The sequence below is a fragment of the Pseudomonas sp. MDT1-16 genome, assembly GCF_054898115.1.
In genome coordinates, this window is record NZ_CM142717.1 from 2,632,834 (window position 1) to 2,645,065 (window position 12,232).

10 protein-coding genes and 4 pseudogenes are annotated in these 12,232 nt (G+C 59.4%); 6 read left to right on the forward strand and 8 right to left on the reverse strand.

The window, feature by feature from the left end; genetic code table 11:
- Positions 1-53 precede the first annotated feature (53 nt).
- From ACYZT3_RS11890 to ACYZT3_RS11905, 4 genes are all read right to left on the reverse strand, one after another.
- Positions 54-1,025 carry an FAD:protein FMN transferase gene (locus ACYZT3_RS11890; RefSeq protein WP_462032150.1) on the reverse strand — a complete coding sequence of 324 codons (972 nt, stop codon included), beginning with the start codon at positions 1,023-1,025 and terminating at the stop codon, positions 54-56.
- Positions 1,009-3,189 (reverse strand): PepSY domain-containing protein, encoded by a 2,181-nt coding sequence (locus tag ACYZT3_RS11895; RefSeq protein ID WP_462032151.1) that lies wholly within the window; start codon positions 3,187-3,189, stop codon positions 1,009-1,011. Before ACYZT3_RS11895 ends, ACYZT3_RS11890 begins: the two co-directional genes overlap by 17 nt.
- Positions 3,190-3,214: 25 nt before the next feature.
- On the reverse strand, positions 3,215-3,685 hold the full coding sequence (locus ACYZT3_RS11900) for a DUF2271 domain-containing protein (protein ID WP_282377781.1): 471 nt from the start codon (positions 3,683-3,685) through the stop codon (positions 3,215-3,217).
- Between the two features lie 92 nt (positions 3,686-3,777).
- Complete coding sequence (locus ACYZT3_RS11905) at positions 3,778-4,101, reverse strand: PepSY domain-containing protein (protein ID WP_462032152.1); 324 nt, start codon at positions 4,099-4,101, stop codon at positions 3,778-3,780.
- Between the two features lie 132 nt (positions 4,102-4,233).
- On the opposite strand from ACYZT3_RS11905, the gene ACYZT3_RS11910 reads away from it, so the two are divergent.
- From ACYZT3_RS11910 to ACYZT3_RS11920, 3 genes and pseudogenes are all read left to right on the forward strand, one after another.
- A complete protein-coding gene (locus tag ACYZT3_RS11910; RefSeq protein ID WP_282377783.1) occupies positions 4,234-4,893 on the forward strand; it encodes a response regulator transcription factor in 660 nt (219 codons plus the stop codon).
- Positions 4,890-6,233: a sensor histidine kinase gene (locus ACYZT3_RS11915; protein WP_462032153.1), complete on the forward strand. Its 1,344-nt coding sequence runs from the start codon at positions 4,890-4,892 to the stop codon at positions 6,231-6,233. Before ACYZT3_RS11910 ends, ACYZT3_RS11915 begins: the two co-directional genes overlap by 4 nt.
- Positions 6,234-6,484: 251 nt before the next feature.
- Positions 6,485-7,124 (forward strand): annotated as a pseudogene (locus ACYZT3_RS11920) (hypothetical protein).
- 67 nt (positions 7,125-7,191) lie between these two features.
- On the opposite strand, the gene ACYZT3_RS11925 reads toward ACYZT3_RS11920, so the two are convergent.
- Positions 7,192-8,118, reverse strand: coding sequence for a universal stress protein (locus tag ACYZT3_RS11925; protein WP_282377785.1), 927 nt, complete (start codon positions 8,116-8,118; stop codon positions 7,192-7,194).
- A 307-nt stretch (positions 8,119-8,425) separates the two neighbouring features.
- Here ACYZT3_RS11925 and ACYZT3_RS11930 point away from each other — a divergent pair, with 307 nt between their 5' ends.
- Complete coding sequence (locus ACYZT3_RS11930) at positions 8,426-9,349, forward strand: universal stress protein (protein ID WP_462032154.1); 924 nt, start codon at positions 8,426-8,428, stop codon at positions 9,347-9,349.
- A gap of 52 nt (positions 9,350-9,401) precedes the next feature.
- Here ACYZT3_RS11930 and ACYZT3_RS11935 read toward each other — a convergent pair whose 3' ends face one another.
- Complete coding sequence (locus ACYZT3_RS11935) at positions 9,402-9,965, reverse strand: GNAT family N-acetyltransferase (protein ID WP_282377787.1); 564 nt, start codon at positions 9,963-9,965, stop codon at positions 9,402-9,404.
- A gap of 226 nt (positions 9,966-10,191) precedes the next feature.
- Between ACYZT3_RS11935 and ACYZT3_RS11940 the strand changes: the two are divergent.
- Positions 10,192-10,284 (forward strand): annotated as a pseudogene (locus ACYZT3_RS11940) (universal stress protein); the annotation flags it as partial.
- 54 nt (positions 10,285-10,338) lie between these two features.
- Here the strand turns inward: ACYZT3_RS11940 and ACYZT3_RS11945 are convergent.
- Positions 10,339-10,485: pseudogene (locus tag ACYZT3_RS11945) on the reverse strand (alcohol dehydrogenase); the annotation flags it as partial.
- A 92-nt stretch (positions 10,486-10,577) separates the two neighbouring features.
- Positions 10,578-11,086: pseudogene (locus ACYZT3_RS11950) on the reverse strand (cyclic nucleotide-binding domain-containing protein); the annotation flags it as partial.
- 236 nt (positions 11,087-11,322) lie between these two features.
- On the opposite strand from ACYZT3_RS11950, the gene ACYZT3_RS11955 reads away from it, so the two are divergent.
- On the forward strand, positions 11,323-12,207 hold the full coding sequence (locus tag ACYZT3_RS11955) for a universal stress protein (protein ID WP_282377788.1): 885 nt from the start codon (positions 11,323-11,325) through the stop codon (positions 12,205-12,207).
- Positions 12,208-12,232: the final 25 nt, after the last annotated feature.

The following is a 12,232-nucleotide window of genomic DNA, read 5'->3' on the forward strand; positions in this document are numbered from 1 at the left end:
CTGTCATTAGGTGTTTCAAATCGGACGGGTTCCGAGCGGCTCGGCAATCGGCGTCAGCGCGTTTCAATCTGCGCCTGCAACTGGCCGCCGACAATGGATATTTCTTTGAACTGTTCACCCTCGCGCAGCACGAATAACGCGTCCATCCCGCGCTCCTGAGCCAGACGTGGGCCTTCGGTTTCGCCCAATACCATCAGCGCCGTGGCCCAGGCATCGGCTAGCATGCACGAGGCCGCCACCACGGTGACGGCGGCGAGCGGGTTGCACAGCGGTGCGCCGGTAGCCGGGTTCATGGTATGGGCATAGGATTGACCGGCCACGTCGACCCAGTGTCGATAGTCCCCGGATGTCGCAATAGCGGCATCGCTGAGTTCCATCACGCCCATGACTTCACGCACGCCCCGGTTGGGCTTTTCCAGGGCCACGGCCCAGCACTGGCCGTCAGGTTTGACGCCCCGGGCGCGCATCTCGCCATCGATGCCGACCAGGTAGCAGGTAATGCCCAAACCCTCCAGGCAACGAGCCAGTTCATCAACGCCAAAACCTTTGGCGATGCCACTCAAATCAAGGTTCAACGGCACGCGCTTGCGCACCTGATTGCGTTGCGGGTCAACCACCAACGCTGCGCTGGCTAACAGCCGGGGGCGCGGCGGAATCGTGCCCGGCGTCTGCTCTGTGACCGTCTGTTCCCCGGGGCCGAACCCCCAGGCGTTAACCAGATCACCGACAGCGATGTCAAAGGCGCCGCCGGATTGCTGACTGACACGCAGCGCGACAGACAGCACCGTGGCCAGTTCCTTGGGCACTGACACCCATCCCTGTTCTGGGGCGGCGTTGAGACGGTTGAGGTCAGAGTCGGGTTTCCATGCGGACATTTGCTGGTCCACCCGGACCACGGCGCGCGCCAGACGGTGGTCGATTTCGTCGGTGTCGATCCCGGTGCCTGCATAGAACAGGGCGGTGTAGCGGGTGCCCATGGTTTCGCCGTTCAGGCTATAGCGCTGCAACTCAGTAGACGTCTTCACGGTAGCGTCCTTGTGCCTTGAGGGTCAGCACACTCAGGTTGAGAGGTGCCAACACTTCATCGAGGGCCTGCATCACCCCTTTGGCCATTTCGCGACTGCCACACACCAGCACCTGGGCACCTTTTTCAATCAGTCGGCGCAAGGCCAGGGCATCGCCGATCAGCCGGTCTTGCACGTAGCTGCGGTCCTGAACCTGAGAGAAGGCGGCGCGCAATGCCGTGAGGCGTCGGTCCGACAAGTACTGGTTGAGCTCCGGTTCATAGAGAAAATCCGAGGCCGGGTTGCGCCCGCCCCAATACAAGTGCATCGGGTGTCGGGCCTTGTTGTTGCGGATAAAACCGGCCAGAGGACCGATGCCGGTACCCGCGCCGATCAGGATCACCGGGTGCGTGCCCGATGCGGGACGAAATTGCGGGTTGGGCTGGATAAAAGCTTCGATCTGCGCACCGATATCCAGGCCATGAAGAAATTCCGAGCACATGCCACCTTTGTGTTTACGTACACAGATCTCCAGTACGCCGTCCTGCGAACCACTGGCCAGCGAGTAGAAACGTGGGATCGGGCTGCCCGGGGGCAGAATCCCGACTAGGTCACCGGCCAGAAAGCCCGGCAGTTCGCCGGGTGCTTTGAAGCGGAGTACGTGGGTCGGCGCGTTCACCTGTTCGCCATAGGCAATGCGCTCCGTCAGCTCCAATTGATGGGTCGGCGGCTGCTGCGGGGTGTGAACCAGCATCAGGTCATGCCCCAACACTTCACCCAAGGTGTGGCCCCAGCGCGCAAATTCCTGAGAGGACTGGCGGTTGACGGTTTCCAGCCCCAGTAACGGCGAGCCACCGGCTTGCAACATCGCATCCTGCACCTGTTGGGCGTACTGACAGAACTGCGCGAACTGGCGGTCGCCCAAGCCCAGCACGGCAAATGGCATGCCGGGGTTGAGGCCGGTTTTGGCCAGCCGTGCCAGGAACTGCGAAGCCGAGGCCGGCGCATCGCCGTCACCGTGGGTCGCGGTGAGGATGAACACGCGTTGGGCGCTGCCGTAGTCGTTGGCGTATTGATTCATCGCCGCGCTATGCACCCGGTGTCCGCCCTGGTGCAAGGCTTCATGCAAGGTGTTGGCAAAGCCCCAGGTGCTGTTGTTTTCACTGCCCACCAGAATCACGCTGTCGGCGGATTGAGCAGGGCTGTTGTGGCGAATGTTCGGGCCAGCCTTGCGGCGGCGCCACCACAACAGGATGCCGGTCACGCTCATCAACGGCACGCAGAGGGCGCAGAGCCCAAGCGGCAGGCCCAGCCACCAGAGGCCTTCGCCGGTGTGCATCTGATAGATCCATTCGTAGAGGTTGTGCATCGAGTCGTGGGCTTGATAGGACAACAAGGCGCCGCTGGCCTGATCCACGTAGCCGTCGCCCTGGACCGTGCGCAGGGAAAACACGTCTTGAGGGTTGCCGGGGCTCGGGTAGACCAGCTCGCGCAGGTCATTCAGGTCGGTGGCCTGCAAGGCTCGCAGGCTCGCCACCGGTAAGGCCGGGCCGACGCTGACGTGGGCGGGGAAGGCGGGTTCACTCTGACTGCCGTCGGCGATCAAACCGAAGGTGGTGGCGGACATGTAGAGCCCGCTCAATGCCGACAGCAGCAGCCCGAGCAATGCCAGTCGCCCGACTTCCGCATGCCAGCGCTGGCTGAAGCTGCCCCGCAGTGGCCGCAACAGGTTGCGCCAACCGCCCAGACGCCGGGCCAGCAACAGCGCGCCGGACGCCGACAGCATCAGCATCAACAGCGCGCCAACCCCCGACACTCCGTGTCCAGGCGCGCCAAGGAACAGCGAGCGGTGCAGGTCTTTCACCCAACGTGAGAACGCGGATGGCTCGTAGGGTGCGAGGCCTTGGCCGGTCAGTGGGTCGATTTTTTCGGCGCCGGCCTGACCGTTCTGGTTGTAGTAGACGATAACTGTCCCGGACGCTGTGCGCTGGATCTGCTCCACGCCCGGGAAGTGGCTGGTAACACGCCCGGCCAGTTGGCCGACGCTGAGTTGTCCTGCAGTGGTGGACGTGCTGTGCAGGCGTTCCAGGGCCGGGTCGACAGACAGGATCGCGCCGCTGATGGCCAACAGCATGACCAATAGGGCGGCGATCAGGCCAGGTAGGGAATGGAACTGGCGAAGCATGTTCAGCCTCCAGAAATGGCAGGTGCTACAGATCGTAAGTAAAGGACTCGACGTAGGTACTGCCGGTCGCCGGCTTACCTGCGCCCTTGGACGTCAGGGGCACGCTGACATCGGCGCGGGCGTCACGTTTGTCCTCAACGGCGCTGTCGATGCGGATCTGATACCCGGCATCGATCAGGGTGTCTGCCAGTTCGACGCTGACTTTGAGCGTACGTCCACTGCCGACACTGGCGCCGCTGATTCCGTCAAACTCGCTCGGTTTCAGCCCGCTGCCACGGGCCCAGTCGCCCAGGTGCTTGTAGTACTTGGTCTTCTTGCCCGCCACCCAGAGGGTTTTCTGGTATTGGCCATTGGCGTCGGTGACGTAGATCGCCAGGTAGGCATCATTTGCGCTGTAGTCCTTGAGCTGGGTGGTCAAGGTCACTTCACGGGCCTGGGCCAGCCCTGGCAGGGCAATGGCGCCAGCGAGGCAGGTTGCTGCGATGATCTTTTTCATGGGGGTGTCCTTTTGATCGTTAGGTCGAGAGCCTGGACCTGCTGGCTGACAGCAACCTGAATGGCAGGAAAAACTCATCGACAGGTGAGGCGTCATTCGGTGAGCGGGCTGCCGAGGTATTCCCTGGCGTCGCCGTTGTCCCGGAAATGGATCTCCAGTGTGCGCAGGCGCAGCGATGCCGGTGAGTAACTGGCTTCAATGGTGTTGCCTTTGCGGTCCAACCCCTTGAGCTCGTAACAACCGTCGTCGACCTTGATGCGCTGCACGCTCCAGCCGTATTGCTGCTCTACCTGCTGACGCAAGGTTTCGCGCGGTTGCCAGTCGCTCACCGAGTCGCTGCAGTCGTCATCCGCCAGGGCGTAACCGCTAACCAGCAGGCTCAACAGCGCGGCATTGGCAAAAAAACCTGATTTCATGATCTGTCTCCTGCCGAGGGCGGCGTCTGTGGCATACCCTAAGGTGCATTCCTGACAACCAGCTGAATCTTCAGATTCACGTCAGGTAAGGCGATTAAGGTGCTGCACGAGAACCATCACAGGAGGTGCCAGATGCGGGTTTTATTGGTCGAAGATGCACCGGGGTTGGGGGAGGCGGTGCGCGAACAGATTGCCGATGACGGCCACGCCGTGGATTGGGTGCAGCGCCTGGACCATGCGCGCAACAGCGTGCGCACCACGCCTTACGACCTGATCCTGCTCGACCTGATGTTGCCGGACGGTCGCGGGCTGGATTTTTTGCGTCAGCAACGCTCGGCAGGGGAGGTGACCCCGGTGATTATCCTGACCGCCCAGGATCAGATTTCCGATCGTATCGCTGGCCTCAACGCCGGCGCAGACGACTACTTGGTCAAACCGTTCGATTTGTTTGAGCTATCGGCCCGTGTGGCGGCGGTGGCCCGGCGCTACAGCGGCAACCCCAATCCGCAGATCAAGCTCGGTGATTTGCAGGTCGACATGAGTGCCCGTACGGTGCTGCGGGCCGGAGCGACTGTGGACCTGACAGCGCGGGAGTGGGCGCTGTTCGAGGCGTTTGTGCAGCGCCCCAGCGCGCTGCTGTCCAAGTCGCAGCTTGAAGAACGGCTGTATGCCTTCGGCGCGGAAATTGAGAGCAATACCATCGAGGTCTATATCAGCCGTCTGCGTAAGAAACTTGGGCGTGACTTGATTGAAACCGTGCGGGGCATGGGGTACCGGTTGATGTCCGTATGAAGCCGTCGTCAAGCCTGCAAAAACGACTTGGCCTGGGGTTGACGTTGGGCACGACCTTACTTTGGCTGGCGGCGACCGTCGGCGCCTGGCTGGTGGTGCAACATGAGTTGAACGAGGCGTTCGACAGTGCGCTGGAAGAGACCGCGCAGCGCATCCTGCCCTTGGCCGTGTTGGAAATCAGCAACCGGGAAAACCGCCGTGGGGCACAGCACGTCGCCACCTTGAAAATGCACAAGGAATACCTGACGTATCTGGTGCGCGATACTAAGGGCGAAATCCTGATGCAGTCCCACGACGCCAACCCGAAGATCTTCAACCAACAACCTACCGAAGGCTTTTCAACCACGAAAAAATACCGTCTGTACGGCGCCAGTGCGCTGCGTGAGACGGTGTTCATCGAAATCGCCGAACCTCTGGAGCATCGCCGTGAAGCCGCGCGGGAAGCTTTGCTTGCCTTGTTGTTGCCGTTATTGGCGCTGATTCCCATCAGCCTGTTTGGCACCTGGATATTTGTGCGCATCAGCCTGCGCAGTGTATTGGCCTATCATCGTGCCGTAGAGGCCCGCGGCGTGGGTGATCTGTCGCCGATCAAAGTGGCGCGATTGCCGGCGGAAATCGCCCCGCTGGCCGAGGCGGTCAATCATCTGCTGGAGCGCTTGCGCAAGGCCTTGGAGGCCGAACGCAGCTTTACTGCCAACAGCGCCCATGAACTGCGCACGCCACTGGCCGCGACCCTGGCGCAGATCCAGCGTTTGCGTCACGAAGCGCCCGAAGGCCCGTTGCGGTTACGTGCGGCTAAAATCGAAAGCTCGTTACGCGAGCTGACGCGGCTCTCGGAAAAACTCATGCAGCTGGCCAAGGCCGAGGGCGGTGGGCTGTTGTCCGAAACGCCCCAGGACCTCATTCCGTTGCTGGCCCATGTAGTCGATGAGTGGAACCACAGCCGTGGGCACCGGATCGAGTTGCAACTGCCAACCCAAGCCAGCGTGTACTCGGCGATTGATCCGGACGCCTTCGCAATCCTGTTGCGCAACCTGGTCGAGAATGCGCTCAAGTATGGCGCCGCGGATCAACCGGTCGAAGTCAGCCTCACCGACCAGGCGCTGCTGCGGGTGGTCAATGGTGGCCCGGCGGTGCCCGAGCCGGTGTTGCAGCGCCTCACCGAGCGCTTTGTGCGGGGCAACAGTGAAACCAGCGGTTCAGGGTTGGGGTTGGCGATTGCCAAAACCATTGTGCAGGGAGTCAACGCGAGAATACGGCTGGTATCGCCGGCTACAGGTCGAACGGAAGGATTCGAAGTCTGCGTCTGGTTTCCGCTCGCGTCGACTGTCGAAGGCTGAGGGCTGTGCCAAATACTGACGTTATCAACGTTAACGTGCTGTCCGTACGCTCGATAAAGTTAGTGTGTTTTTTAAAGTTAAAAGTATGACTATTATAGTGGGTGTCAGTCCTAAATGAGAGCGGGTGCTATTGCACTCATCGTGAGCGTGGCCAATAACCACCGTTTGTCGGTAGTGTGATCAAAAAATGAACATTCCGGGACCGGGGGCCTCTGATCCCGCAGCGCGTCACCCAAGACCTGGAAAGTACCGTGGCGATAAATACAATTATGAGCCTGCTCGAAAATAAAGAGTTTATGGAGTTTTTTTGCGATTGGGCGTGATTTACGTTCATTTAGTGTCGTGTTGTGTGGCCATCGGCTTGGTATTGACCAGCGATATTGCGATGGTTAGAGATCTGTTAAAGCGAAAAGCATTCACTGAGCATGATAGTGCTCACATGGAAAGTCTTCAGACGTCTGTCATCGTTGCATTGATAGCGTTGTGGGTGACCGGTATCGCCGTTATCGGTATTGATTACCTGGATAAAGGTATGAATTACTTTATGAACCCAAAACTTCAAGCCAAAGTCATTATTGTCATGTTGTTGAGTTACAACGGCATCTTGTTGCATCGCCTGGTATTGCCCGCACTGCAAAAGGCGGGCGCCTTGCTCAACTCGGATTCAGCGCACGGATGCTGGCGCTGTTCTGCGGCTCGCTGTCAGCCGTGTCCTGGATGTATGCGGCCATGCTCGGGGTCGGGCGCCCGTTGGCCTGGAAATACTCCCTTTGCGAACTGTTGATGGCGTATCCGCTACTGATTGCACTGGGTTTCCTGACGATGCTGGCATTGACTCAGCCGATGGCGGAGCACCTGTTGCACATCATGCTCTGGAGTCTGCTGGTGTAGGCAACCAAACAATGGGCTGCCGTTAACACGGCGGCCCATTGGCTTTCTGGATTGAATCGATTTGCGATCAACCCGCGAGTTCTTCCGGCGACACCACCCAAACGCTGCAGGGCATTTTGTACAGCAGGTGTTCCACCGTGCTGCCGATCAGCCGCTCCAGGCCGTTATGACCGACCCGTCCCATGACAATCACGTCGACGTTATAGGCATCGGCATAACTGGCCAGAACCTTGGCCGGATTGCCCATGACCATGTGGCGTCGCTCCGGTGGGATGCCATTGCGCTCGGCCAACTCATTGAAGACTTCGCCCTGTGCATCGAACAGGGTCTTGGCGTTGCTCGAGGAAAAGAAGGCAGAAGCGTTGTCGAAGCCGAATTCATCGGCGCCGATAGAAGACAGGTCATAGGCGTAGAGGACGTCGATCTGGGCGTTGCACGCCGTGGCCAACTTCACCGCCTCATGCAGGATTCGGTCATTGAAGCCTTTGTATTGACCGTCGCGATGGAAGGGATCGACCGCCGCGACGATCCTGCGCGGCAAGGCATGCTGAACATGGCTGACAAAATGCAGCGGTACCGGGCATTCGCGCAGTAAGTGGATATCCAGGGGCGTAAACAGCATCCGCGACAGCAGCGACGGGTGTTCCAGCGCTTTGATCAGCAAGGCCATCGGCTGCTCTTTGAGGTGGATCAGGATTTCCTGCAAAGGTTTTTCAACCCAGACCACTTCCGTGGTGACAGTCACGCCGATTTTGCGCAAGGGGCGAGCCTGTTCTTCCAGCCATTGACGATGGCGCTCGACATACCCAAGGCGCATCTGTTCCAGGGCCTGTTCATTAACCATGCCGGCGGTCGCCAGGCCTTCCAGGTAATCGAAGGCCACGATGTGCAGCGCTGCACCTTCAGCCTTGGCCAGCGCGGCGGCGCGGTCGAAAGCTGGGCTGTTTTCCATCAGGGGCGAGGCGACCAGCATGAAACGTGATTGTTCGGACATGATAAATCTCCCTTAAATCATTGCGCAGACGCTGGCCCGAAATGGCCGCGGGTTAGTTGGATGGGCAACTGATGCCGATGCTGCCGCTGGCCGAGGTTTGGGGGTTGATCTGCATCAAACAGACGCGTGACGGAGCGGGCTGTCCGACGTGTGGTCACCCGGTATTGCTGAGATTGACGGTGTGGGCGGGCATCCTGATGCATTAAGTGTACGCGTGGTGTAGCTGACAAAGATCAAGTCGTCCGAACCTGAAACGCTCAATCTGCAGTTCTTACTCCAGGCAGATGGCCGCGTGCCGAGGTGCCCCATGTCGCAGACTCAACGTTTACTGTTAATTGCCCCGCCAGCCATGACCCGCACACCGGCGTTCGACCGTGCCGCCGCATTGGCACTCGCCATGCAAATGCCGTTGCACATCGTGGCGTTCGATTATTTGCAGGCGCTGGCGGTGGCCGGCCTGTTCGCCCCTGAACAAATCAACCTGGCCCGGGACGGTTATTTGCACACCCATCGGCATTGGCTCGCGGAGCAAGCCGGGTTAATGAGCAAACACGGTGTCGAGGTCACCAGCGAAGTGGTGTGGGTACAGCATCCTTACGAGGAGATCTTGCACTTCGTCAACGAGATGCCGCTGGCGCTGATCATCAAGGATGCCGAGGAAGAATCAGCGTTGAAACGGGTGTTTTTCACACCGCTGGATTGGCAGCTGCTGCGCGATTGTCCGGTGCCGGTGCATCTGGTGACCAACGCCCTCAATCCACGACCACGCAACGTGCTGGCCATCGTCGATGTCTTGCGCAGCGAAGAGCAGGACCAAGTGTTCAACGACCAGATTATTGACGCCGCGGCGAAGTTGGCCGCGCTGTGTGATGCCCGGCTTGAGCTGCTGCATGCCTATGACTGGACGGCCGTGTATGCCCAGGACATGGGCTTTGGCGCACTGCCGCTGGCCACGGGGATTTATGAAGTCTTGGGATCGGTTCAGCACGAGGCATTTGCCGCCCTGGCCGAACGCCATGGCGTGCCACCGGAATGTCGCCACTTCATCGAGGGCGTGCCGCTGTCGAGTATTTGTGAGTTTGCCGCAGACCACCGCACCGATGTCATTGTGATGGGGACGGTGCAGCACAAGGGGTTGAACACGTTATTGGGAACCACGGCCGAACAACTCTTGCATCGGGCGCCTTGCAGTGTGCTGGCGATCAAACCCGGCAGGATGCTGCAATCCTGAGTGCTGGATCGCCCCGCGATGAACCGTTGGCCGGAACATCGCGGGGAAATTTTTAAAGGTACAGACGATGGATGACCTGACGGCTGTCATCGGGATCATTGTGCGTCTCAAAACCCAGGGCTTTGGCCAGGTCGCGCATGGGGGCGTTGCTGGAGGCATCAACCGAATACATCTGACGAAAACCATTCTTGCGAGCAGCCTTGATCAAATGCTCCATCAGTAGCTGACCCAGGCCCAGATGCTTCCAGTCATCGGCGACGGTCACGGCGCATTCACATTCATGCTCGCCCGTGGCAGCGTAGCGGCTGACGCCGATCTCGATCAGTTGGCCGTTTTCATGGACCAGCGCGATGTAAGCCAGCCGCTGATTGTTATCGGTGTCCATCAACTGATTGAGCAAGGCGGTGCCGGGTTCGTTGATCTGCGCGAGAAAGCGCATATGCCGGGACTCGGCGGACAGACGCTTGATAAAGGCGTATTCACGCTCGCGGTCTTTTTCCGCCAGCGGCCGGATCAGTATATGGCGGCCATCCTTGAGCGCTTCAATCCAGTATTGTCCGGTGACTGTCGCGTAGGCGGCCGCAACCCGATCATTGTGGTCTTTGACATTGAGCATGGGGTGATCCTCCATCCGGTTTGAAAGGCTGTCGCGCGGTGTCGAACCACGCGGTTCATTCCTTTTTACGCCGCTGGCGGCGCTTGAATCTGATCTGGATCAGAGAGTCGTGACAGAAGGTGTTCATGTACTCATGTTTGATGTAAATCAACCTGGGGGAGGGGGCAACGAGCGCAGTCTTAGACCTTGCCGGCGCTTGAGGGCCGGCGTCGAGCCGAGGTGTGTGATGGGTCAATATCAACGTTTGTTGCTGATCGCCGATCAAACCCTGCATCAGTCTCCAGCCTTGTTCCGGGCTGTCGCGCTGGCCAGGGCAGCATTCTGGCGGTCAGGCCGAACGTCAGGGGGTGAGCACGATCGCGCCGCTGAACTGACCTGCCCATTCGGCACCCAGTGATCGGGCATAGGCCTGGCCTTCGCTGTCATCCGGTCGGGTGAAGGCATACACCTGCTGCCCGCGGCCGCGCGCCGCTTGTATGGCCAAATGTGCTGCCGCACCGAAGCCATAGAGGCGCGCATGATGATTCTCCAGACGTGCGGTATTAGCGAAGGTGGCGATGACAGCCCACAACCAGCTGCTTGAGTCCTTCCATGTTGTGGATTTTGACGTCGCAGAAAAGCGGCCAGGCGCTCATCCGAGTTCATGTTGCCCAGCATCATCAGCATGTCGTGATCGCGCACGATTTCCCGACTCAGTACTTTGTTCAGGTTGTGCTGCAGCGACGGCAGTTCCCGGGTGAGTTTTTCCAGATGAGCAAAGTGGGGGGCAGACTTCGCTGTCCTCCAGAGCAAACGCATTGCAGGCATGCAGGTCCGTGCTGATGGCATCCAGGCCGAGCATCTCGCCAGGCATCTGGAAGCCGGTGACCTGCTCCCGACCATCGACCAAGAGCACACGGGTCTTGAACAAGCCGATACGGACTGCGTACAGGGAGCGCAACGGATCGCCTGCGCGGTAAAGTGCAACGCTTTTTTTTAACCTTGAAGCGTTGCACGATCAGGGTGTCCAGGCGCTCGACTTCCTGACCGGTCAGGCCAATTGGCAGGCACCACTCCAGTACGCTGCAGTTGGAGCAGGCAGCCTTTAGGTAATGAGCTTGAAGGGGGCGAACTTCAGGCATGTCAATGACGCCATTCCATGGACGTATCAAGCATAGAGGGTAGGCCGTTTCGGACACCCGGAATCGACGGATGTCTATGCTTCACACAGGGATCTGATATAGATCAACGGCAGGGGAGTGCTGGAGGAGGAATCTGGATTAACGCGGGTGCTCGATCCTGCGGGGACGCAACGGCTGGCCTCGGCAACGGTCGATGGACAGCGAGCGTCAAAGACCCACCTGACTGGAGGTAGATCATGAGCCAGTATCAACGGTTGTTACTGATAATCAACCCGGCCCTGCGCCATTCCCAGGCAATAAACCATGCTGCAGCGCTGAGCATGGCCAGCGGCGCGAGTTTGCATATCGCCGCCTTGATTCCATCATTGGATCTGTTGTCGCTGCTCGAAGAAGGTGACCGGGAAAAGGCTCGGGAGCGCTACCTGCAGGATCATTGCGACTGGCTAAAGGCTCAGGCAAAAAGTCTGCGAGGCAGGGGCATCGGCGTCACCACAGAGGTGGCATGGGCCGATGATATGCGCGAAGCAATCCTTGATCACGTCATGGAAATGCAGCCCGACCTGTTGATCAAGGAAGTTCAGCATGAATCAGCGCTTAAACGCGCTTTTTTCACGCCACTGGATTGGCACTTGCTGCGCCACTGTCCGATACCGCTTTATCTGGTGGGCGGGAGCGGCTACGTGTTACCACGCAAGGTCGTTGCAGCGGTGGAAGTGTCGGATGCCGCGTCTCCCGACAACGAGCTGAATGACCGGATCATCCAGCAAGCGTGCGGCCTCGCCATGCAGTGTGATGCCGAGTTGCATTTGCTGTACGCCTGCAATATTTCGGCCGCGTTCCTGGCGGACATGGGCGGTCTGACGCTGGCTGAACTCACTAAAGCGCTGCGCAGAGACCTGGAAAAATCATTCCTCAAGTTGGCCGGTCGGTTCGGTGTGCCCTCTGATCGTCGACATTTCATTGAGGGGCAACCCGTCACGGCGCTGAGCGAGTTCGCCAACGCGCATCAAGTGGATGTGATTGTGATGGGCAGAGTCCAGTCCCATGGGGTGGACAAGCTTCTGGGCAGCACGACCGAACATATTCTGTATCAGGTGTCTTGCAGCGTTCTGGCGGTCTAGAGGGCGTCGAGGCTGAACTTGATGT

Coding starts and splice junctions, on each gene's coding strand:
- ACYZT3_RS11895 (WP_462032151.1), bottom strand. CDS start 3,189: ATGCTTCGCCAGTTCCATTCCCTACCTGGCCTGATCGCCGCCCTATTG.
- ACYZT3_RS11900 (WP_282377781.1), bottom strand. CDS start 3,685: ATGAAAAAGATCATCGCAGCAACCTGCCTCGCTGGCGCCATTGCCCTG.
- ACYZT3_RS11905 (WP_462032152.1), bottom strand. CDS start 4,101: ATGAAATCAGGTTTTTTTGCCAATGCCGCGCTGTTGAGCCTGCTGGTT.
- ACYZT3_RS11910 (WP_282377783.1), top strand. CDS start 4,234: ATGCGGGTTTTATTGGTCGAAGATGCACCGGGGTTGGGGGAGGCGGTG.
- ACYZT3_RS11915 (WP_462032153.1), top strand. CDS start 4,890: ATGAAGCCGTCGTCAAGCCTGCAAAAACGACTTGGCCTGGGGTTGACG.
- ACYZT3_RS11925 (WP_282377785.1), bottom strand. CDS start 8,118: ATGTCCGAACAATCACGTTTCATGCTGGTCGCCTCGCCCCTGATGGAA.
- ACYZT3_RS11930 (WP_462032154.1), top strand. CDS start 8,426: ATGTCGCAGACTCAACGTTTACTGTTAATTGCCCCGCCAGCCATGACC.
- ACYZT3_RS11935 (WP_282377787.1), bottom strand. CDS start 9,965: ATGCTCAATGTCAAAGACCACAATGATCGGGTTGCGGCCGCCTACGCG.
- ACYZT3_RS11955 (WP_282377788.1), top strand. CDS start 11,323: ATGAGCCAGTATCAACGGTTGTTACTGATAATCAACCCGGCCCTGCGC.